The 21,296-nt window shown below is 69.5% G+C and carries 17 protein-coding genes; 10 read left to right on the plus strand and 7 right to left on the minus strand.

Going from position 1 to position 21,296, the window contains the following annotated elements:
* Positions 1-194: 194 nt before the first annotated feature.
* Both FNH24_RS08805 and FNH24_RS08810 read left to right on the plus strand, forming a co-directional pair.
* A complete protein-coding gene (locus tag FNH24_RS08805) occupies positions 195-1,478 on the plus strand; it encodes an MFS transporter (RefSeq protein ID WP_152361808.1) in 1,284 nt (427 codons plus the stop codon).
* Between the two features lie 45 nt (positions 1,479-1,523).
* Positions 1,524-2,393, plus strand: a complete 870-nt coding sequence (locus tag FNH24_RS08810; RefSeq protein ID WP_161606060.1) for a DinB family protein — start codon at positions 1,524-1,526, stop codon at positions 2,391-2,393.
* A 551-nt stretch (positions 2,394-2,944) separates the two neighbouring features.
* On the opposite strand, the gene FNH24_RS08815 is transcribed toward FNH24_RS08810, so the two are convergent.
* From FNH24_RS08815 to FNH24_RS08825, 3 genes are all read right to left on the minus strand, one after another.
* On the minus strand, positions 2,945-3,964 hold the full coding sequence (locus tag FNH24_RS08815; protein ID WP_152361810.1) for a YdcF family protein: 1,020 nt from the start codon (positions 3,962-3,964) through the stop codon (positions 2,945-2,947).
* Positions 3,965-4,009: 45 nt separating this feature from the next.
* Complete coding sequence (locus FNH24_RS08820; protein ID WP_152361811.1) at positions 4,010-5,062, minus strand: DUF418 domain-containing protein; 1,053 nt, start codon at positions 5,060-5,062, stop codon at positions 4,010-4,012.
* Between the two features lie 64 nt (positions 5,063-5,126).
* Entirely contained in the window at positions 5,127-6,098 is a 972-nt protein-coding gene (locus tag FNH24_RS08825) for a helix-turn-helix transcriptional regulator (RefSeq protein ID WP_152361812.1), read from the minus strand.
* Between the two features lie 62 nt (positions 6,099-6,160).
* Between FNH24_RS08825 and FNH24_RS08830 the strand changes: the two genes are divergently transcribed.
* The 6 genes from FNH24_RS08830 (at position 6,161) to FNH24_RS08855 (ending at position 12,752) form a co-directional block, all read left to right on the plus strand.
* Complete coding sequence (locus FNH24_RS08830; RefSeq protein ID WP_246186814.1) at positions 6,161-7,144, plus strand: ABC transporter ATP-binding protein; 984 nt, start codon at positions 6,161-6,163, stop codon at positions 7,142-7,144.
* The gene (locus tag FNH24_RS08835; RefSeq protein WP_152361813.1) at positions 7,141-7,911 is read left to right on the plus strand and encodes an ABC transporter permease; all 771 of its coding nucleotides are present in this window, start codon (positions 7,141-7,143) and stop codon (positions 7,909-7,911) included. Before FNH24_RS08830 ends, FNH24_RS08835 begins: the two co-directional genes overlap by 4 nt.
* Positions 7,908-8,693 carry an ABC transporter permease gene (locus FNH24_RS08840; protein ID WP_152361814.1) on the plus strand — a complete coding sequence of 262 codons (786 nt, stop codon included), beginning with the start codon at positions 7,908-7,910 and terminating at the stop codon, positions 8,691-8,693. The genes FNH24_RS08835 and FNH24_RS08840 overlap by 4 nt, the downstream gene beginning before the upstream one ends.
* 69 nt (positions 8,694-8,762) lie before the next feature.
* Positions 8,763-10,046, plus strand: a complete 1,284-nt coding sequence (locus FNH24_RS08845; protein ID WP_152361815.1) for a DUF1800 domain-containing protein — start codon at positions 8,763-8,765, stop codon at positions 10,044-10,046.
* Between the two features lie 30 nt (positions 10,047-10,076).
* Positions 10,077-11,369: a DUF1501 domain-containing protein gene (locus FNH24_RS08850; protein WP_152361816.1), complete on the plus strand. Its 1,293-nt coding sequence runs from the start codon at positions 10,077-10,079 to the stop codon at positions 11,367-11,369.
* Between the two features lie 111 nt (positions 11,370-11,480).
* Complete coding sequence (locus FNH24_RS08855) at positions 11,481-12,752, plus strand: MFS transporter (RefSeq protein ID WP_161606061.1); 1,272 nt, start codon at positions 11,481-11,483, stop codon at positions 12,750-12,752.
* A 92-nt stretch (positions 12,753-12,844) separates the two neighbouring features.
* On the opposite strand, the gene FNH24_RS08860 is transcribed toward FNH24_RS08855, so the two are convergent.
* From FNH24_RS08860 to FNH24_RS08870, 3 genes are all read right to left on the minus strand, one after another.
* Positions 12,845-14,173: a sensor histidine kinase gene (locus tag FNH24_RS08860; RefSeq protein WP_152361818.1), complete on the minus strand. Its 1,329-nt coding sequence runs from the start codon at positions 14,171-14,173 to the stop codon at positions 12,845-12,847.
* A complete protein-coding gene (locus tag FNH24_RS08865; protein WP_246186815.1) occupies positions 14,170-14,841 on the minus strand; it encodes a response regulator transcription factor in 672 nt (223 codons plus the stop codon). Before FNH24_RS08865 ends, FNH24_RS08860 begins: the two co-directional genes overlap by 4 nt.
* A 116-nt stretch (positions 14,842-14,957) precedes the next feature.
* A complete protein-coding gene (locus tag FNH24_RS08870; protein WP_246186816.1) occupies positions 14,958-16,520 on the minus strand; it encodes an ATP-dependent DNA ligase in 1,563 nt (520 codons plus the stop codon).
* A 103-nt stretch (positions 16,521-16,623) separates the two neighbouring features.
* On the opposite strand from FNH24_RS08870, the gene FNH24_RS08875 reads away from it, so the two are divergent.
* Positions 16,624-18,549, plus strand: coding sequence for a PQQ-binding-like beta-propeller repeat protein (locus tag FNH24_RS08875; RefSeq protein WP_152361820.1), 1,926 nt, complete (start codon positions 16,624-16,626; stop codon positions 18,547-18,549).
* Between the two features lie 423 nt (positions 18,550-18,972).
* Here FNH24_RS08875 and FNH24_RS08880 read toward each other — a convergent pair whose 3' ends face one another.
* Positions 18,973-19,284 (minus strand): putative quinol monooxygenase, encoded by a 312-nt coding sequence (locus tag FNH24_RS08880; protein WP_152361821.1) that lies wholly within the window; start codon positions 19,282-19,284, stop codon positions 18,973-18,975.
* 234 nt (positions 19,285-19,518) lie between these two features.
* Between FNH24_RS08880 and FNH24_RS08885 the strand changes: the two genes are divergently transcribed.
* Entirely contained in the window at positions 19,519-21,279 is a 1,761-nt protein-coding gene (locus FNH24_RS08885; protein ID WP_246186817.1) for an ABC transporter substrate-binding protein, read from the plus strand.
* The last annotated feature ends 17 nt before the right edge of the window (positions 21,280-21,296 follow it).

Raw genomic sequence — 21,296 nt, forward strand, 5'->3', positions numbered from 1 at the left:
TCAAGGCCTGGTGGAACGTCGTCAACTGGGCCGACGCCCAGAAGCGCTACGCCGCCGCCAAGGCGCAGACCCCGGGATTGATCAACCCCGCCTGAACCCTTTTCGTTCCCTGAGCCTGTCGAAGGGCGGACCAGAATCACCTTGGCCCTTCGACAGGCTCAGGGAGCGTAACCCTGCGGACGCTCGAGGTGATCATGAGCTCAGAGCCGAATCTTGATCAGCGGAGCCGGGCCCAGCAGCGCGGGCCGCGGCAGATCATCGCGGCGTCGATCGGCAACGCGGTCGAGTGGTACGACTGGTACATCTACACGTTCCTGACGCCGATCTTCGCGGCGCAGGTGTTCGCTCCCGGCGACCCGATCGCCCAGGTGCTGCTGGCCTTCGGGGTCTTCGCGGTCGGCTTCTTCCTGCGGCCGATCGGCGGCCTGGTGATCGGCTGGGCGGCCGACCGCTGGGGCCGGAAGAACACCCTGACCGCGACGATCCTGATGATGGGCGTCGGCAGCTTGATCATCGGGCTCACCCCGACGTATGAGTCGGCCGGGGTGCTGGCGCCGGTGATCTTGGTGTTCGGCCGACTGGTCGCCGGCTTCTCGATCGGCGGCGAGTTCGCGGCCAACACGACCTTCCTGGTCGAGTCCGCCCCGCCGCGCCGCCGCGGCTTCTTCTCCTCCTTCCAGTACGTCTCCACCACGGCCGGCCAGCTGGTCGCCTCCGGCGTGGCGACGGTGCTGGCCTTCTCCTTGACCCCGGAACAGTTGTCCGGCTGGGGTTGGCGGATCGGCTTCTTCATCGGTGCGGTGATCGCCCTGGTCGGCCTGGTGATCCGGGTCAGCGCCGAGGAGACCCGGGACGTGACCGCGGACGCCCGGCGGCCGTGGCTGCTGGAGGCGATCGTGCGGCACCCGCGGGAGTCGCTGCTGGTCTGCGGCGTCACCATCGCCGGCACGATCGCGTACTACTCCTGGACCACCTATCTGCCGACCTTCGCGCAGCAGAACGGCCACTCGGCCCAGCAAGCCCTGTTGGTGAGCACGATCTCGCTCGCCTTCTTCGGCCTGATCCAGCCGATCACCGGGGCGATCTCGGACAAGATCGGCCGGAGGCCGATGTTGATCACGTTTGCCGCCGCGTTCGTGATCGGGATCGTGCCGGCGCTGTCGTTGATCAGCTCGAGCAACAGCTTCGCCGGGCTGTTGATCATCACCCTGCTGGGGATGATCTTCCTCAGCGGCTTCACCTCGATCAGCGCCGCCCTGAACGCCGAGTTGATCCCAGGCCGGGTGCGGGCCTCCGGCATCGGCTTCCCGTATTCACTGACCGTGGCGATCTTCGGCGGCACCGCGCCGTACATCGGGACCTGGTTCAAGCAGCTCGGCAATCCGGGGCTGTTCGGCTGGTACATCGCGGCGCTCTGCCTGATCTCCCTGATCGTCTACATCTTCCTCAAGGAGACCGCCCACAAGACGCTCGACTGAATGCCCGACAGAAGCCTGTCGGGCACTCGCGTTATCGTCGGTTTCATGACGGCGGAACGAGATGATCTTTTGTCCTTGTCGGACTTCGCGTGGCAGCGACTGCTAGCGCGGATCGAGAGTCTCGACGACGAGGAATACCTCTGGCAGCCGGCGGAGGACAGCTGGTCGGTGCGGCCGGATGCCGACGGTGTCTGGCAACTCGACGGCGCCGCCCTGCCGCCGGACCCGGCGCCGATCACCACGATCGCCTGGCGGTTGAGCCACCTCGGCGACGTGCTGTCCGGTGAACGCAACGCAACCTGGATCGGGCTGACTCCCGAGGCGCGCCCCGATCGGCCGGGCCGGGCGGGGACCGTAGCGGAATGCCGGGAGCACCTGGACGACGCGTACGCCTTCTGGCGGCGCTGCCTCGCCCAGGCCACCGAGCTCGACCTCACGATGGGTCCGATCGCGGGGCCGTACCAGGGCAGCTCGAGGCGTTCGTTCCTGTTGCACGAGCTGGACGAACTGATCCATCACGCCGCGGAGGTGGGAGTGCTGCGTGATCTTTTCGCCGCGTCCCGACCGCAACCGCCGATCGTCGCCGCGGCCCTCGGCGCCGACCGTCCCGCACTGGAAGCCTTGCTGGCAACGGATCCGACGCTGCCGGACCGGCATCCCGACCTGGTCCGGCAGGTCGCGGCGGCGCAGCGCTGGCCCGGCGTCGAACTCCTGGTCGAGCTGGGCTTCCCGGCCGACCCACCGAGCGGCACCGCCGCCGTCCACTACGCGGCCGGCGCCGGCGAACTCCGGATCGTCCGGCTGCTCGTTGATCATGGCGCCGATCTCGAGGCCCGCGATCCGACCTTCCACGAGACCCCGCGCGGCTGGGCCGCCTTCTTCGGTCAGACCGAGGTCGCCGAGGCGCTCGGCTGAGGTCGAGGCGACGTGAGGGTATTCGTCCCTTGAGCCTGTCGCCCTTCGTTCCCTGAGCCTGTCGAAGGGCAAGCCAATCAAGCGCTGTCTCGGGTTCGGGTGGCAGGACCGGTGCACCCGTGGAGTGGACCCGGGAACGGCAGGATTCGCCGGCGCCCGGGTTCGGCCGGGCCAGTCCGCTCGGTGCACGCCGAAGATTGAAAGACGCGCCAAGGGCGGGCGGGTGACGGCGTTTCCTGGGAACTTCCGGCCGGGTACCGGTTGGGCTGTGGTTGGGATCATCGACTGTGACGTTTCCGGGCTCGATCGGCGTCGAACGGCCGGGAAACGTCACAGTCGATACCCAGCCGGCGACTTTCGCCCCCCAAACACCGGCACCCGGCCGGATAACGCGGCGGTTCGCCTTGACCCGCCCGTCCTTGGCGCGTCTTTCCGGCCGTCAGGCCGAAACCGAAAGGGGCAGCATCTGGCCTGCCCCCTTCGACAGGCTCAGGGAACGAGTCGACAGGCTCAGGGAACGAACAGCCGAACCCTGCCGTGCAGGAAGGCGGCTAGGCCGGGATCCCGGCGAGGAGCAGGGCCAGGGGCAGCGGGATGGCGATGATCAACACCAAGATCGTGTGGACGAGGCGCTGCTCGCGCAGGATCGCGACGAACTCGCGGATCATCGCGCTCGGCCAGTAGTAGTCGGCGGTGGGGGCGCCAGCGGCCTGGGCGGCGATGCCGAGCTTGCGGGCCAGGATCGCGGCGCGGAGGACGTGGTAGTTGCTGGTGACGATCAGGCCGGGCCCGGCCGGCGGTGTCACCTGTTCGGCGAGGACCAGGGCCGAGGAGAAGCGCAGGTTCTGCTCGGTGTTGCGGGATTCGATCTCGGTCCGCAGCACGGTCGGATCGGCGCCGTTGTCCACCGCCCAGCGGGCCATCGCCTCGGCCTCGGGGACCTGCTCATCGCTCCCCTTGCCGCCTGACATGATCAAGATCCGGCCGCGGCGGCGGGCGAACTCGGTCATCCCGGCGCGGACCCGAGAGGCGAGCAGCGGCGGCACCTCACTGCCGGCGCGCAGGCCCGAGCCGAGCACCATCACCCACTCGGCCGGATGATCACGCACCAGCCAGCCGTACAGTCCGGCATAGCCGACGAACGCGACGAACTGGAAGCCCAGGTAACCGGCGACCAGCAGGCCGAACAGCCAGCCGGCCTTCACCCACAGCGGCGCGCTCAGCAAGACCGGGATGGTCCCGGCGACCAGGACGATGATCAACAGCCCGGCGAGCAGGGAGAGCGAGTTGGCCAGGCTCGCCCGCTCCCGGCGGAGCATCACCACCCCGTTCAAGATCAGAAAGGCGCCGAGGACGAGGACCAACAGCGGCGAGAGCAACGCCAGCAACGCGATCAGGAAGAACAGCAGACTCCCGTCCATCAGCCCGATCGACCCGAGCCCGTTGATCAGCAGCATGCCGCCGGCCAACAACCAGAACGCGTTGCTGAGGCGCCGCGGCTCCGTGCGGGTGCGCCAGACCGCGATCACGCAGACGGCCACCGCCACCGACAGCGCAAAGACGACGATCATGAATGATCCGACCGACCGGGCCGCAGGGCCTGACTCCGCATCACCTCAGGATACCGAGGCCGGGACGGGACGTGGGGTCGGCCGGCCGTCGCGCGTCCACCAGGTGAAGCGGCGCCAGAGTTCCTCCAGCGGGCCGCGGCGGAAGCGGCGTAGCCACAGCCGCATCCCGAGGTTCTGGATCGCCAGCACTCCGATCACCCAGGCGGTCAGCCCGAGCCACGTCCCGAGTCCCTGTGGGTCCGGAGCCAGGGCGCGGACGGCTGCCGCACCGAAGGTGATCAATACGGTGGCGGACAGGTAGCAGGTCAGCGCCGTGCGACCCAGCGGCTCGAACGCGGCCACCAGGGCCGGCGCCAACCGGGTCCGCATCAGGCCCAGCACCAGGGCGACGTAGCCGGCGGCCATCACCAGCTGCACCAGGGTCAACAGCACGTACGAGGCCTGCAGCTCGGGACGGAGCACCAGCAGGGTGGCTCCGGCCAGCGCCAGCGCTCCGGTCGAGACGCCGGTGATCATGATCGCCCGGCCGGCCGACGGGCTCTCCCAACGGCCGGCGGCGCCGAGGATGCCGAGGGCGAAGCCGGCGAGCTGCAGACCGATCAGGGTGAACAGCTGGGCCTCGATCGCCAGCCCGGCGACGATCCCGATCAAGCCGACCAGTCCGAGCACGGGTGCGGCGCGGCGCCGCGGCAGCAAGGTCGAAGGCAACAGGAAGATCAATCCGCTCAGTCCGTAGATCAACAACGCCTCGCCCGGCGCGAAGAGCTGATGCGGCAGGCCGAGGATCACCAGGAAGCCCGCACGTCGGGCCAACGCGGCCCGGGGCCGGACCCGGGTGTCCCGACCGGCCCGCCACACCATGCCGAAGCTCAGGCCGAAGAGCAGGGAGAACAGCGGCAGGAAATGGCCCTGGAAGAAGAGCCGGAGCCCGGTCCAGCCGGCCGTCTGGAACACCTCGACCGGGATCGCCCCGGCAGTGATCCAGATCGCCACCGAGTTGAGCGGAAAGATCCCGGCGATCGCGACACCGCGCAGGACGTCCAGTGAGACGAAGCGCCGCGACGACGTCGAGGATTGAAGGCTGCCCGCATGATCCATGTGATCCGATCATGCCGGATGGCCGCTCGCCGATCATCCGGCGAAGGTCCTCGGTGTGTCGCGATCAGGTACGACCAGGGTCGGGGACGTTGATCTGATCATGGAGTTGCAGCACCTCTTCGGCGGCCAGCCGGACCTGATGGCGGAGTTCGGCGGGCTCCTCGACCACGGCGGCGCCGGCGAGCGCGAGCGCGACGGAGCGGGCCTCGCCCGGATTCTCCAGGTCGATCTCCACCCGGGACCAGCCCGGATGTTCGGCGGCCGCCGGCGTGATCCGCGCCCCGGGCCGGCCGCGGAAACGGGCGAGGGCGGCGTCGCGGACCCGGAACACGACCGGATAGCTCGGCCACTGCGCCCGGGTCCGCCGCACCGATTCGGCCCAGTAGTCGGCAAGATCGAAGTTCGCGGGCCGGTCGAAGGACTGCGCGGTGACTTCGGCGCTGAGGATCCGGCTGACCCGGTAGGTGCGCGGCTCCGCGCCGCGCCGGGCGACCAGATACCAGGCATGGCCCTTGGCGACCAAGCCGAGCGGGCCGACCGTGATCTTGGACCGGCCGCTGCCGTACTTCATGATCATCAGACGTTCCTCCCACAACGCCTGACGGCAGACGGTGAGCCAGCCGACGTCGTCGGTCGGTTCTTCGTCCCAGCCGGGCCGGTCGATCAGCACCCGCTGCAGCGCGAAGCCCGCCTCGCGGCGGATCCCCGACGGCAGCGCGGTGAGCAGCTTGTCGTAGGCCCGGTCGGTCTCGCCCAGACCGAGGTCGGTCAGCACCTGCGTGGTGGTGCCGACGAAGATCGACATCGCCTCCGCCGCGGTCAGCCCGAACAGCCTGGTCCGGAAGTCCGGCAACAGCGACCAGCCGCCACCCCGGCCGCGGGTCGGGTAGACCGGCACGCCGGCCAGGCTCATCGCCTCCAGGTCGCGCTGCACCGTCCGCGGTGAGACCTCCAGCCGGCGGGCGAGCTCGGACACGGTCAACCGCCCGCGGCTCTGCAACAGCAGCAGGATCCGGAGCAGGCGTTCGGCACGCACCCCGTCACTGTGTCACGGAAATAAGCCATTGACTGGCATCTTTTGCGTCAAGGCTGAACTCCGTGGATGCGATCACTGTCGACGGACTGACCATGACCTACCGGGTCCCGATCCGCGAGCCCGGCCTGCGGGCGGCGCTGCGATCGATCGGCCGGCGCAGCCGGCGCGACATCGCGGCCGTGGCCGACGCCTCGTTCTCCGTCCGGCCGGGTGAACTGGTCGGCTTCATCGGCCCGAACGGCGCCGGAAAGACGACGACGATGAAGATCCTGTCCGGGTTGCTCCGGCCGACCGCCGGCCGGATCGACGTCCTCGGCCAGACCCCGTGGGACCGCCGAACGGCCTTCCTGAAACGGATCGCCTTCGTCCGCGGCAGTCAGCCGGTCGGCGGCTCGCAGGAGCTGACCGTCCTGGACACGCTGGACTACCAACGGCTGCTCTATCAGGTCGACCGGGCCGAGTTCGCCGCGACGCTGGCGGAACTGACCACCCTACTCGACCTGGAACCACTGCTGCAGCGGCAACTGCGAGCCCTCAGCCTCGGCGAACGGATGCGGGTCGGGCTCGCCCTGTCGCTGAGCTATCGACCCGAGGTGCTGTTCCTGGACGAGCCGACCCTCGGGCTGGACGTCTCCGCGGCCGCCGCGATCCGCACCTTCGTCCGCGACCAGGTCGCCCGGACCGGGGCCACGGTGCTGCTGACCAGCCACTACATGGCCGACGTGGAGGAGCTGTGCCCACGGCTGATCTTGATCGACCAGGGCACGGTCCGCTACGACGGGCCGCTCGGTCAGCTGTCGGCCCGACTGTCGCCGTACAAATTGATCCGGTTCGCGGCTCCCGAAGCCGGGGCCGAGCAGTTCTCCGGTCTCGGTGAGGTGGTCCAGGAGGACGGGGATGATCGCTGGCTGCTCCGGGTGCCGCGGGCCGAGGTGGCGACGACGACCGCCCGGGTGCTGTCCACGATCCGGGTCACCGACCTCGCGGTCGAGGATCCGCCCCTGGAGCAGGTCATCGACCGCGCCTACCGAGAGGGGATCGGATGAGCCGGCTGTCCCAGTTGATCATGCTCCGGCTGCGGCAGGAGGTGCTGGAGTGGAGCGGCTCCTGGTGGTTCCTGACCACGCTGGTGGTCCAGGCCGTTGTCGGTCCGTTGATCGGGCTGTTCGTCTGGTCGGCGGTGTTCCCCGGCGATCCGTCCATCGTCAGCTACTACGTGGCGCTGATGTTGATCACGCTGATGACGGAGTCGTTCGAGCAGTTCACCCTGGCCGAGCGGATCTACGACGGCACCCTCAGCCATGAGCTGCTGCGGCCGCAACCGGTGCTGATCGGCGTCATCGGCGCCAACCTTGCGATCCGCTCCTGGTTGACGATCATCGGCATCCCGGCAGTCTTCCTGACCGGCCTCGCCATGGGAGTCCGGTTCGATCCGGCGGCGATCCTGCTGGCCCTGCCGGCAGTGCCGCTGGCCGGGATCATGATGTTCCTCTGGACGTACGGCCTGTCGCTGACCGGGTTCTGGACCGAGCGGGTGCATGCCGTCGTCGCCTTCGGCAGCTATCTGATCATGATCCTCGGCGGCACCATCGCCCCGGTCGGGCTGCTGCCCGAGCCGTGGCAGCAGCTCAGCCGGGTGTTGCCGATGTACGCCATGCTCGGCTTCCCGGCCGAGCTCGCCACCGGTCGGCTGACCGGCGGCCCGGTGATCACCGGCTATCTGCTGCAGCTCGGCTGGATCGCTGTCGGGGTGGCGAGCTGCGTCCGGCTGTGGCGGGCCGGCACCCGGCGCTACACGGTGGTCGGCGCATGATCGCGATTGCGCTGCTGGGCGCGAGCTTCTCGATGGCGCTGCGCCGCCTGCTCGCCTTCCGGGTGAACCTGATCTTCGATGTGGTGATGTCGATGATCTGGCTGGCGGTAACCCTGGCCACGGTGCTGGTGGTCTACACCGCGACCGACACCCTGGCCGGCTGGAGCCTGCCAGAGGCGCTGATCTTGATCGGCACGTTCCAGGTGCTCAGTGGGCTGAAACAGACCTTTCTCGATCCCAATCTGTCCTGGTTTCCCGAGCGCGGGATCCGCCAGGGCAAGCTCGACGTCATGCTGCTCCAGCCGGCGCCGACCCTGTTCCTGGTCAGCCTGTCCAGCTGCTCGCCGCTCTCGCTGGTGCAGTCCGGGCTCGGGCTGGGCGTGATCGTGGTCGGCCTGGCCCGGCTCGGCCGGCCGCCCGAGCCGGCGGCGGTGGTGTCCTGGCTGGTGATGATCATGGTCGGTCTGGTGATCACCTGGTCGTTGGGCATGATCCTCGCGGTGCTGGCGTTCTGGGCGCCGAAGCTGCAACTCGACGTGTTCTACGGCTCGGCCTGGCAGCTCGCCCGCTATCCGGTCGACATCTATCCCGGTCCCCTGCGCGCCGTGCTGACGTACCTGTTTCCGATGGCCCTGATCGCTACCGCCCCGACGCTGGTCCTGGTCCGCGGCCCGGATCCGGCTCTGCTGCTCGGTGGGATCGCGGGCGCGATCATCGGTGCCGGCCTGACCACGCTGTGCTGGCGGCTGGGCCTGCGCCGCTACACGGGCGCGACGTCGTGATGCTGTAGATCCGCTGAAGGTCGGGCCGATTCGATTGTTCCGCGGCCGCTGCCTCGGCACGGTGGGGGCATGGCTCGGATGACCGAAGATCAGGCGATCCGCCGGCTGCTGGACCGGTACGGGTTCGGCGCCGGCGGCACCGAGCTCGCCGACGCCCGGCGGGCGGGGTGGCGTGCGTCGCTCTCGACCTTGCTCTCCCCCGAGAGCGACGACTCCTCCGCCACCCCGCCGCCGGAGCTGGCCCCGTATCAGCGCGGCGGCAAGGACGAGGACCCGGCGGCAAAGAAGGAGCGCAAGCAGCGGCAGCGCGCCGACCGGACCGCGGCCACGATCTGGTGGTTGGACCGGATGGTCGCCACCGACGCGCCGCTGGTCGAGCGGCTGACCTGGTTCTGGCACGGTCACTTCGCCACCAGCCTGCAGAAGGTGAAGGATCCGCGGCTGATGCTGACCCAGAACACCTCGCTGCGGCGGCTCGGCCGGGGCGACTTCCGTGACCTCGCCCGGTCGATGATCATCGATCCCGCGATGCTGATCTGGTTGGACGGCAACGACAACACGGCGAAGGCGGCCAACGAGAATCTGGCCCGCGAGTTCCTCGAGCTGTTCACGCTCGGCCATGGCCACTACTCCGAGGACGACATCAAGGGGGCGGCTCGGGCGTTGACCGGTTGGAAGCTCAACCGGAAGACCGGCATCGCCAAGCTCAGCCCGAGGCAACACGCGACCGGTGACAAGACGATCTTGGGCCGGACCGCCGACTTCGACGCCAAGGGCTTCGTCGACCAGGTCGTGGCACAGCCGGCCTGCCCGCGATTCCTGGTGTCCCGGCTCTGGTTCCGGCTGGTCAACGCCGAGCCGCCGCCGGACGAGGCGGTGGACCGGCTCGTCGGCGCGTACGGGCCGGACCGTGACTTCACGGCTCTGCTCGGCGCACTGGCCGAGGAGGACGCGTTCGCCGATTCGACGACGACGCTGGTGAAGCAACCGGTCGAGTGGGCGGTCGGCCTGCTCCGGGCCGCTGGCGTCCGGCCGAGCAAGCTGGAGCCGAAGCAGCAACAGAAGTTGATCACGCTGCTGAAGGGCATGGGCCAGCTCCCGTTCTTGCCGCCCAGTGTCGGGGGCTGGGCGGCCGGCTCGGCCTGGTTGTCGACCGCCGCCGCCCGGTCCCGGATCGAACTCGCCGCCATGATCAACAAGGCCGCGGACGCCGAGCTCACCGAAGCCGACCCGGCCGCGGTGCTCGGGCTGGACCGGGTGTCGGACCGGACCGCCGCCTCGATCGAGAGTGCACCGGCCGAGAGCCGGCTGGCCGTCGCCGCCTGCTCTCCCGAATACGTCGTTTCCCTGTAACCGCTCGGCTCCGTGAAGGACGTGATGAAGATGAACCACCCCCCTGAACAGCTTTCGACGTCGGTCAGCCCGGTCACCCGCCGCCGGTTCCTCGCCTTCTCCGGGGTCGCGGGCGCCGGCGCTCTCGCGGTCGGCGCCTCGCAGATCAGGTGGGGCGACCTGGTTCAGGCCGCCGCGACCTCGCCGCTCGTTCCGGAGGCCGGCGTGCTGGTGGTGATCACCCTGTACGGCGGCAATGACGGGCTGAACACCGTAGTGCCCACCGGCGATCCGGTCTATCAGCAGGCCCGGGCCGAGCTGGCCTACCGGCCGGAGGACGTGCTCGACCTCGGCCAGGGGCTCGGCTTCAATCCGGGCCTCACCTCCCTGCACGGGCTGTGGCGGGACCAAGGCCTGGCGATCGTCCGCGGCGTCGGCTATCCGAAGGCCGATCGGAGCCACTTCCGGTCGATGGCGATCTGGCAGACCGCCGCCCCGGACACCCCGGCCCGCAGCGGCTGGCTCGGCCGCTGGCTCGACGCCACCACCACCGATCCGCTGCAGGCGGTCTCCCTCGATTCGGTGACGCCGCCGTTGCTCGCCGGGGAGAAGCTGGCCGCAGCCTCGTTTCCCCTGTCCGGCTTGGCCTTGCCCAAGGGCGGATTGGGTACGGCGATCGAACGGCTGGCCAGGCCGGATCCGGGCGATGATCACTGGCTGACCCAGGCGGCGAAGCAGTACGCCGATCTCGGCGCGGCCAGCAAGACCCTCGGCCCGGCCCGGCAACAGGCGGCGGGCCAGGATGATGATCAACCGGAGGACCGGGACGACGAGTCGGCCAAGGGTGGCTCGGCCGGCGGCCAGAGCCAGCTCGCCGCCCAGCTCGATCTGGTTGCGACCATGATCGACATGGGCGTGCCGACCCGGGTCTACTCGGTCTCCCTCGGCGGCTTCGACACCCATTCCGACGAGCGCGGCACCCAGGAGCGGCTGCTGGGCGAACTGGATGCGGCGGTCGCCAAGTTTCGGGCACGACTGCAGGGCAGCGAACGCGGCCGACAGGTGGTGACCATGATCTACTCCGAGTTCGGCCGCCGGGTCGTGGCGAACGCCAGCGACGGGACCGATCACGGCACCGCCGGGCCGGTGTTCCTGTTCGGCGACGGGATCCACGGCGGCTTCCTCGGCGAGGAGCCGAGCCTGACCGACCTGGACGACGGCGACCTGCGCGCCGGCGTCGACTTCCGCTCGATCTACGCCTCGGTGCTGGACCGGGTTCTCGGCGCCGAGCCGGAGCCGCTGCTCGCCGGCTACGGCACGCGGCTGGACGGGCTGTTCGACTGATCACTGGTCCGACCGATCGCTGGTCGCCCCGGTACAACGGCGCTACGATCGGCGGCACAACCGAACACACTTGCACAGGGATTGCGGTGGGCAGCGCAGTGAGGCATGCCCATGACTCAGCATCCCGATGCCCCCCGGACCGGCTGGAAGCGGAATCTCCGTCGGCTGTGGTTGGCCCAATCGTCGTCCTTGTTAGGCCTCCAGGTCAGCCTGATCGCCCTGCCCCTGGTCGCGATCGATGTCCTGCACGCCGGCGCCACCGAGGTGGGGCTGCTGGCACTGGCGGCGCAACTGCCCTGGCTGATCCTGCCGCCGATCATCGGAGCCCTCGCCGACCGGAGTGATCGAAAACGACTGCTCGTGATCAGCCACCTCGGCCGAGCCCTGCTCTGGCTGACCATCCCGGTCGGCTACCTGCTCGGAGTGCTCACGCTGCAGCAGTTGTTCGTCGTGCTGCCGATCGTCGGCATTCTGGGGATGATCTTCGACATCGCCTACCGGTCATTCCTGCCCGGAGTCGTACCGGTGTCGGAGCTCGACGCCGCCAACGGACGGCTGGCCGCGACGGACGCCGTGGCCCGATCTGCCGGACCCGCCATCGCCGGACTGCTGGTGCAGGCGGTCACGGCGCCGGTGGCGCTCCTGGTCCAGGCCGGCACCGCGCTGCTGGCCGCGCTGTCCACTCAGTCGATCAGGACCGAAGACAGGCCTCCGGTACGCGAGCGGCGAGCGGTGGGGCCGGCCTCCTGGGCCCGCGACATCGCCGACGGATTCCGTTGTCTGATGAGGATCCGGCCGCTTCGCTGGATCACTCTCGCCGAGACCCTGTACCTGTTCTTCTTCGATCTGATCTTCGCCGTGTTGATCGTCTTTCTCCGGACGACGATCGGGCTCGGTGCCGGGCTGATCGGCGTGATCTTCGCCGTCGGCAGCCTCGGCGGCCTGGTCGGTGCCCTGGTCGTGGTCCGGCTCCGGCGACGATTCGGGTTCGACCGGATCCTCGTCCTGACGGCGATCCTGCGCGGCGTCGGGCTGCTGCTGTTGCCGTTGAGCCTGGCCTTCGATCCGGACGTCCGGCTGGTGGTCCTGATCGCCGCCCGAGCCCTCAACGCTTGCGCGTGGTCGGGCTTCGAGGTGCTGGCCCAGACCTATCAGCAGTCGGTGCTGCCCGATCGGTCTCGTGCCAGCGCGACCGCGGCCTCGCTCTGGATCGGCCGCGGGGCGGAGGTGGCCGGCGCGGCGACCGCTGCCGTCCTGGTCGGGGTGGTCGGGCTGACCCCACTGCTTGTCGCCGCCGGCCTCGGCGGCACCCTGGCCGGTCTGGTGACCCTCGCGGTGCGGACCGTCGCGACCGGACCTGGCCCCGAGCGCGACGGCCACTGAGCCAGGGACGACGGACCTCCTCCGTGCCGAGACGTCACTTGTGTACCGACACGCCGCAGAAACGCGTGCATTAGTGCCGTCTCGGCGGGGTTTCAGGTGGGGGAGGGGAGGGTTAGGAGGAAGTGGGCGCCGGGGAGGGTGCGGGGGGCGAGGCAGGTCAGGTCGCCGCCTTGGGCGCGGGCGTAGCCGCGGGCGATGGCCAGGCCTAGGCCGAAGCCGCCCGGCGGGCCGACGGTGCTCCGGTGCTGATCGAGCCGGACCAGGCGGTCGAAGACGCGGTCCCGGTCCGCGGCCGGGATGCCGGGGCCGTCGTCCTCGACCCGGATCAGCACCCGGTCGGCGGTCGGCTCGACGGTGATCAGGATGGTTCCTTGATCGGCCACCGCGCGGCCGGCGTTGTCGATCAGGTTGCGCAGGATGCCGGACAGCCGGTCCGGGTCGGCGAAGGCCAGGGCCGAGCCGCCCTCCCGGCGAAAGGTCAGCTCGGGATGCAACGCCCGGGCCCGGTGCAGGTCGGCGTCGATCGACTCGGTGACGTCGATCATGGTGCGGTTCAGCTCCAGCCCGGCGTCCAGCCGGGCGGCCGTCAGCAGGTCGTTGACCAGGGAGCCGGCCCGGCCGGTCTCGCCGATCAGCAGCTGCTGCAGCCGTTCCCGCTCGGCCGCCGAAAGTTGATCATGGTAGTGCAGCAGGGACTCGGCCGCGGCCTGGATGCCGGCGATCGGGGTGCGCAGCTCGTGCGCGGCGTCGGCGAGGAACTCCTTGGTCCGCTCCTCCGCCTGCCGGGCCCGCTGTTCCGCGCCCTCGAGCTCGTCCAGCATCTCGTCGAACGCGACCGCGGTGCGGCCCAGCTCGGTGTTCGGCCGGGTCGGCCGGAGCCGCCGGCCGCGGTCGCCGCCGGCGATGGTCCGGGCCAGCCGGGCCATCGCGCCGAGCGGTGACAACGACAGCCGGACCGCGAGCACCACCAGCCCGGCGCTGATCACGATCGCGACCGCGCCGGTGATCAACAGCACCTGCCGCAGCACCGACCGGGCGTCACTGTTGAGGGCGAGGTCGACGCCGAGGGTGAGGGTCGCGCCGTCGATCCGGCCCGGGCCGGCCAGCTTGGTTCGGGTGATCTTGGTCTGATCGCCGGGCTGGATGATGCTGCCGTATTCGGTCCCGTCCCGGAGCACCAACCGAGCCCGTACCCCGTCGGCGTCGACCCGGTTGACCAACTGCTGCGGCCGCACCCCGGTCCGGGCCAGCTGCCGGGCCAACTGGGCTCGCCCGGTCAGCAGCGCGTCCAGGCTGCGCTCGGACTGGACCGCGAAGATCGTGTCGATCACCAGGCCGAGCCCGATCAGGACCGCCACCAGGACGGCGATCGTCGCCACCGCCACCCGGATCTGCACCGAGCCGGTCCGCAGGCCGGTCACGGCGACTCCGCGAGCCGGTAGCCGCGACCGCGCACGGTGTGGATCAGCCGCGGGCCGTGCCGTTCCAGTTTTCGCCGCAGCGAGCTGACGTGCACCTCGACCAGGTTGCGATCGAAGCCCGCGTACCCCCAGACCTCGCTGATGATCTTGTCCTTGCTGACCACGTTGCCGCGCTGGTGGGCCAGATACGCCAGGATCTGCTGCTCGGTCTCGGTCAGCTCGATCCGGTGATCACCCCGGGCCACCTGGCCCGACTGCTCGGCGATCAGCAGGTCGCCGACCATGATCGCCGGGCCGCCGGGAGCGGTCCGGCGCAGGACAGCGCGGACCCGGGCGATCAACTCCACCATCGCGAACGGCTTCACCAGATAGTCGTCTGCACCACCGGACAGCCCGCGGACCCGGTCGACGGTGGTGTCCCGAGCGGTCAGCATCAGCACGGCCGCGGAGCTGATCGGCCGGATCAGGTCCAGCAGCTCGAAGCCGTCGCGGCCCGGCAGCATCACGTCCAAGATCACCAAGGCAGGTCGGAACTCACCGAGCACGCGCTCCAGCCCGTCGCCGTCGGCCGCGCCGAGCGGCTCGAATCCCTCCGCGGTCAGGGCCGCGAGCACCGACATCCGGATCGCGTCGCTGTCTTCGACGACGAGGATTCGGGAGCCGGCCACCCGCCCCATTGTGCCCGGACCGGTCGCCGCCGCGACGCAACAGCCACGCCTGGTGGCCGGGCAAGTCGGCCGCCGAGCAGTGCGAGGTGCGCGTCTAGTGCCCCCCGCCAGGGGCACTAGTCCCCCGGCTCGTCCTTGATCGCGCCCAGGGCCAGGACCGTGTCCAGGGTGTCGGCCTGGTCCGCGGTCTTGTCCTCGCGATAGCGCAGCACCCGGGCGAAGCGCAGGGCAACGCCGCCGGGATAGCGGGTCGAGCGCTGCAAACCGTCGAACGCGATCTCCACCACGGTTTCCGGTCGCAGATAGACGGTGTAGTCGTCCCGGCTGGTCTCGAGTTCCTGGAACCGTTCGGTCTGCCAGGTCAACAGCTTGTCGGTCATCCCCTTGAACGTCTTGCCGAGCATGATCGGCTCGCCGCCCCGCGGATCGCGCGCGGCCAGGTGCAGGTTGGACAGCCAGCCCTGGCGGCGGCCGTGGCCCCATTCGGCGGCGATCACCAGCAGGTCGAGGGTGTGCCGCGGTTTGATCTTGATCCAGGCGGCGTCCCGGCGGCCCGCCGCGTACGGCGAATCCAGCCGCTTCACCACCACGCCCTCGTAGCCGTCAGCGACCGCCGAGCCGAACACGGCGGTCAACTCGGCCTCGGTGGCGCAGACCCGGCGCGGCACGATCAGCTCGTCAGGCAGCACCTCGGTCATGATCCTGGTCCGCTCGGTCAGCGGTTCGTCGAGCAGATCGCGACCGTCCAGGTGCAGCAGGTCGAAGAAGTAGCCGCGCAGCGGAGTGCGCTCGGAGTGCCCGGCGACGTCCAGCTGCGACCCGGTCCGGGACGCGGTCACCTGGAAACTCTCCGGCTTCCCGTCCGGCTGGAAGGCCAGCACCTCGCCGTCCAGCACCAGCGTCCGGTACGGCAGCGCGGCGACCGTGGCGCTCACCTCGGGCAGCCGTTCGGTGATCTCGTCCAGCGACCGGGTGAACATCCTGATCGTGTCGCCGTCCTTGTGCACCTGGACCCGGATCCCGTCCAGCTTGTGGTCGACCAGCGCCGGCAGCCCGGACTTCGCCGCCGCTGCGGCGACGTCGGGAGCGCTCGCCGCCAGCATCGGCTGGATCCCGGTGCCGACGGAGAGGCCGACCCGTTCCAGCGCGGCCAGGCCGCCGTCGACCAGCACCCGGGCCGCGGCCGTGGTCGACGAGCTGAGCATCGCCGCCCGCCGGACCGCCGCCAGCGGCACCTCGTACGCGACCGCCAGGCCCTCCTGGACCTGCGCCTCCAGCGCGCCCTGCCGCAGCTCGCCGGAGACGAGCCCGGCCAGCAGCCGCTGCTCCGCCGCGGTCGCCCGGCCGAAGAGCTCCGCCACCACCTCGGCCCGGCGGCCGGCCGATCCCGCACCGGACAGTTCGGCGGTGGCCTGGAATGCCGCGTCGACCTCGGCCACCGTCAGCGTCGACTCGACCGCCGGGGTCGGCGCCTTGCTGATCGTCCGCCAGCCGATCCCGGTCCGCCGTTGCCGCAACGAGCCGGCGAGATAGGCCACCACGATCTCGATCTCCGCGGCATCGCCATCCCGCAGCACCTCCGCGATCAACTCCCGCTTGGCGATCCGCGACCGCGTCGCCGCCATCGCTGCCGACGCGGCGGCCACCCGTTCCAGCTGCATGCCGGCAGTCTCCACCATCGGCCCGACATTCCGGCTGGACCGACCCTTGACGCCGGTTCCGCGCTCACGTACCTTCCATTCAATTACGACCGTGCACTAACCGGGGAAATGGGTGGGTCGAATGTCCAGAGTTGCTCGTCGACTGGCGCTCCTCGCGGCCCTGCTGCTGGCCCTGACCGGCATCGCGGTGCCGGCCGGGGCCGAACCACGGGCCGCCACCGTGACCGACCTGGGTCCGGCGTCCTCGGTCACCTCCACCGGGGTGGCCGCGCAGCTCGGCGACCTCATCTGGACCGCCACCTCCGGGGTGTCGCCGGTCAAGGTCGGCGCCTTCGATCCCGACACCGGCCGGGTCGAGCGCACCATCGACCTGCCGTCCGGAGCCGGGGTCTGGGCGATGGCCACCGTCGGCACCGACCTCTACGTCGGCACCTACACCCCGGGCGATCTGTACAAGATCAACACCGACAACGGCACGCTGACCAAGGTGGCCAACTTCGGCTCCTTCATCTGGTCGCTGGCCGCCGCACCGGACGGCACGATCGTGGCCGGCACCTACCCCGACGCGGGCGTGCACAGCTACGACCCGGCCACCGGCAGCACCCGCTCCTACGGCACCGTCGCCCCCGGCGAGCAGTACGTCCGCAGCATCGCCGCCGACGACCGGACGATCTATGCCGGCATCGGCTCGCACGCGAAGTTGATCACCGTCGACCGGACCAGCGGAGCCACCGCCAGCGTGCTGCCGGCCAAGTACGCCGACCGCACCTTCGTCGCCACCCTCGCCCTGGACGGAGATCGCCTCGCCGCCGGACTGTCGCCCACCGGCACGATGTTGATCTTCGACACCGGCGATCTGAGCACTCCGGTCGAGGTGCAGTCACCGGGCGGTGATCAGTACGTGACGGCGATCAGCCACGACCCGGCGAACGGCGACATCTACTTCGCCACCCGGGCCTCCGGCACGCTCTACCGGGTGCCGGCCACCGGCGGCGAGCCGGAGCGACTCGGCCAGCCCTACGACGGCGCCTACTTCAACAACATCCTGATCGACGGCGATCAGGTCCGGGCCAGCCTGACCAGTCAGATCGTGGACTACGACAAGGCGACCGGCACCTTCACCGGAGTTGATCTTGGCCAGGCCGGCCTGCCGCCGGCGCCCGAGCTGGCGATGCATCTCGCCGCCACCGACCGGCAGGTCCTGGTCAGCGGCAAGGCCGGCATCCAGGTCCACGACCTGCGCGCGGGCAGCAACAGCCGGGTCTTCCTGCCCGGCGAGGCCAAGACGATGACGGCGATCGGCGACCGGCTCTATCTCGGCGTCTACACGCTGGCCCGGGTCTGGTCGATGCGGCCGGACGGCACCGACCTGACCGAGCTGGACCGGATCGAGTACGAGCAGACCCGCCCGACCGACGCCTGGTACGACCGCGGCACGCGGCAGCTCTTGATCGCCACCGAGGCCGACTACGGCAAGATCAACGGCTCCCTGGCCACCTACCGGCCCGGCGACGGGCGGCTGACCGTCCACCGCGGGATCGTGCCGAACCAGTCACTGAAGTCGATCACCGTACACAACGGCATCGCCTACCTGGGCAGCGAAACCCGCAACAGCCTCGGCACCGACCCGATCGAGAAGGAAGCCACGATCTCCCGGGTCGACCGGCGCACCGGCCGAGTCCTCGACCAGTTCGCGCCCGTGCCCGGAGCACAGCAGATCACCGACCTGATGCCGTACCAGGGCCGCGTCTACGGCACCACCGAGAAGGGCGACCTGTTCGTCCTTGATCGTTCCGGCCGGCAGGTCGCCGCCACGGTCAAGATCGGCACCGGCGCCAGCAGCCTGGTGCTGGCGGGCGACGGCCTGTACGGCACCGACGGGAAGCGGCTGTTCAAGATCAACTCCGGCCCGACCCCGACCGTCAGCACCGTGGTCGACGGACTGGCCGCCCAGGCCTACGCCGTCGGCCTGATCGCCGCCTCCCCCGACGGCCGCACCCTCTACACGATCAAGGGTCGCAACCTGATCGCGGTCACCAGCTTCTGATGATCATGGCTTCCTGAGCTCGCCGAAGACTCGGTTCAACCCTGCCCTTGCGTCGATTCCGGCCGTTGGGCCGCAGCGCAGGAGGGGCCTGGTCTGGTCTGCCCTTCGACAGGCTCAGGGAACGATCATTGCTGCCGGTTGAGCCTTCGGGGACTTTCTTGGCACCAAGAGGGGCGGGCTCGGACGCCCGTCGGCTCCGGTCCGCCCGCTCGCGTTCCGCTGCGGCCGTTGAGTCGGCAAGGTCCGTGGCGGAGCTTGCGTCGAGAGTGGACTTTTCCACCTGAAATCGTCGAATCATCGTGGATAAGGTCACACTCGGCGCGCTCGGCCCTTCGACAGAGCTCAGGGAACGGACACCCACGACCGACCCCGCCGGAACAGGGGATGCCACACCACAGCTCCAAGATCATCGGTGGACAGGCGTCAGAGTGTGCCCTGATCGGCGGTGCCGACGGGGATCGGGGTCATCCGGGTCACGACGGTCGGCTTGGCCAACAGGCCGTTGATCCCGGCGCCGAGGATCTTCACCGCGTCGCCGGCGCCGTGGGCGTCCAGCTCCTCGGCCGAGGTCCACTTCTCGATCATCGTGATCGTGCCGTCGGCGGCGTCGTGGATGGCGTACAACTCGCAGCCGGACTCGGCGTGGACGGCCTCGATGCCGGCCCGCATCGCCTCGGCGAGCCGATCCTTGGCTCCCTCGACCGGGTGGAAGACGGCGGTGACGACGACGGTCATGGCACTCCTCGATGATTGGCGGACGCGGGCCGATTATGGCTCATCGCGGTGTGCCACGTCGGCAGGCCCCGGGCCAAATATCAATCTGCATGCAAACGGTCGAGTCCCATTGACACCGAACCGGTTAAGTGATGGGTTGTCCTCACTCGCACCAATGTTGCCCGAGGGGGAAGGACGACGATGACCGAACCGAAGAACCACACAGGTGTGGATCTCAACTCCTGGGGGTCTTCCATGGAGTCCAGTCGACGCCGGTTCCTGGCCATGGCCGGGCTCACCGCCGGCGGAGCGGCCGTCGGCATCGGCGCCGCTGGCTGCGGTACGGCACAGACCGGAAACCGACCTGGCGGAGAGCAGAGCCGGGGCCGCCCCGGAGCGTCCGGGGAGACCTTCTTCGTGGCCGGCTTCCAGTGGGGCCCGCCGAACAACTTCAATCCGCTCGGCCCGTCGCCCGCGTGGCCGTGCGGCAACGCGCAGATCCAGCTGATCTACGAAACCCTGCTCCGGTTCAACATGCTGGACGGCAGCCTGCAGCCCGGCCTCGGGGCCGAGCTCAAGGAGGTCGACGGGCAGACGCTCGACGTGCCGCTGCAGGAGGGCACCAAGTGGCAGGACGGCTCGGAACTCACAGCCGAGGACGTCGTGTTCACCTTCGAGCTGGCCAAGGACAACGAGCTCAGCTACTCCAACGTCTGGGAATACCTGGAGTCGGTGACCGCGACGGATCCGCGGACGATCCAGTTCAAGGCCAAGTCCAATCCGCTGAACCTGCTGCCGATCCGCAACGCGCTGGCCACCACACTGATCCTGCCCAAGGCGGTCTGGAGCAAGCTGGACGCCAAGAAGCTGCAGACCGACACCAACCTGAAGCCGATCGGCAGCGGCCCGTTCACGATCGACAAGGCCGACCAGACCCAGATCAACCTGGCCCGCTTCGACGACTACTGGGGCAAGGCGCTGTACGGCACCCCGGCGATGACCACGATCAACCACCCGATCTTCCGGTCCAACAACGACGGCGACCTCAAGCTGGAGAGCGGCGAGATCGACGCCAGCCAGCAGTTCACCGCCCAGATCTGGAAGATGTGGGAGAAGGGCAAGCCGGTCGGCACCTGGCTGAAGGAGAAGCCCTACTACCTGCCGGGCAACACGCCGCTGCTGCAGATCAACAATAAGGTCAAGGGCCTGGACAACCCGCTGGTCCGGCGCGCGATCGCGTTCGCCATCGACACCCCGAACATCGCCGCGACGGCCATGTCGGACTACTCCGACCCGGCCAACGCGAGCCTGATCCTGCCGACCGGTTACGAGGAGAAGTTCTACGACCAGGCGGCGGTCGACTCCCAGGGCTGGAAGTACGATCCCGACAAGGCGGTCGAGATCCTGGAGGGCGAGCTCAAGGCCAAGAAGGGCTCCGACGGCATCTACGAACTGCCGGACGGGACCCGGCTCGGCCCGTGGACCATGATCACCCCGACCGGCTGGTCCGACTGGCAGACTGCCTGCGAGGTGACGGTGAAGAGCCTCAAGGCGGTCGGCATGGATGTCGCCACCGAATTCCCACAGGCACCCCAAGTGACGTCGAAGATGCAGAACGGCGACTTCGAGCTGGCCTGCTGGAGCGCCTCCGGGGTCAGCCCGGCCAGCCCGTGGTCGCGGTTCCGGGATCTGATGGATTCCCGCGGCGCCGCTCCGCTCGGCAAGACCACCTTCTTCAACTTCATCCGGTTCTCCGATCCCGCCGTGCCCGGCCTGCTCGACCAGGCCGGCGCCGCGACCAGCGACGAGGAACGTCGCACGGTCTATCAGCAGCTGGATGCGATCTTCCGGGAGAAGGTGCCGGCGGTGCCGCTGATGTATCGGCCGCTGGAGTTCTACGAGTTCAACGAGACCAACTGGACCGGCTTCCCGACCTCGGAGAACGCCTTCGCGCCACCGATGTGGCAGGGGGCCGGCATCCAATGGTTGTTCAAGCTCAAGAAGGTGGGCACCTAGGCCTCGGGGAACTCAGT

The organism is Microlunatus speluncae (genome assembly GCF_009299835.1).
Taxonomy (GTDB): Bacteria; Actinomycetota; Actinomycetes; order Propionibacteriales; family Propionibacteriaceae; genus Microlunatus; species Microlunatus speluncae.

Coding starts and splice junctions, on each gene's coding strand:
- FNH24_RS08805 (WP_152361808.1), top strand. CDS start 195: ATGAGCTCAGAGCCGAATCTTGATCAGCGGAGCCGGGCCCAGCAGCGC.
- FNH24_RS08810 (WP_161606060.1), top strand. CDS start 1,524: ATGACGGCGGAACGAGATGATCTTTTGTCCTTGTCGGACTTCGCGTGG.
- FNH24_RS08815 (WP_152361810.1), bottom strand. CDS start 3,964: ATGATCGTCGTCTTTGCGCTGTCGGTGGCGGTGGCCGTCTGCGTGATC.
- FNH24_RS08820 (WP_152361811.1), bottom strand. CDS start 5,062: ATGGATCATGCGGGCAGCCTTCAATCCTCGACGTCGTCGCGGCGCTTC.
- FNH24_RS08835 (WP_152361813.1), top strand. CDS start 7,141: ATGAGCCGGCTGTCCCAGTTGATCATGCTCCGGCTGCGGCAGGAGGTG.
- FNH24_RS08840 (WP_152361814.1), top strand. CDS start 7,908: ATGATCGCGATTGCGCTGCTGGGCGCGAGCTTCTCGATGGCGCTGCGC.
- FNH24_RS08845 (WP_152361815.1), top strand. CDS start 8,763: ATGGCTCGGATGACCGAAGATCAGGCGATCCGCCGGCTGCTGGACCGG.
- FNH24_RS08850 (WP_152361816.1), top strand. CDS start 10,077: ATGAACCACCCCCCTGAACAGCTTTCGACGTCGGTCAGCCCGGTCACC.
- FNH24_RS08855 (WP_161606061.1), top strand. CDS start 11,481: ATGACTCAGCATCCCGATGCCCCCCGGACCGGCTGGAAGCGGAATCTC.
- FNH24_RS08870 (WP_246186816.1), bottom strand. CDS start 16,520: ATGGTGGAGACTGCCGGCATGCAGCTGGAACGGGTGGCCGCCGCGTCG.
- FNH24_RS08875 (WP_152361820.1), top strand. CDS start 16,624: ATGTCCAGAGTTGCTCGTCGACTGGCGCTCCTCGCGGCCCTGCTGCTG.
- FNH24_RS08880 (WP_152361821.1), bottom strand. CDS start 19,284: ATGACCGTCGTCGTCACCGCCGTCTTCCACCCGGTCGAGGGAGCCAAG.
- FNH24_RS08885 (WP_246186817.1), top strand. CDS start 19,519: ATGGAGTCCAGTCGACGCCGGTTCCTGGCCATGGCCGGGCTCACCGCC.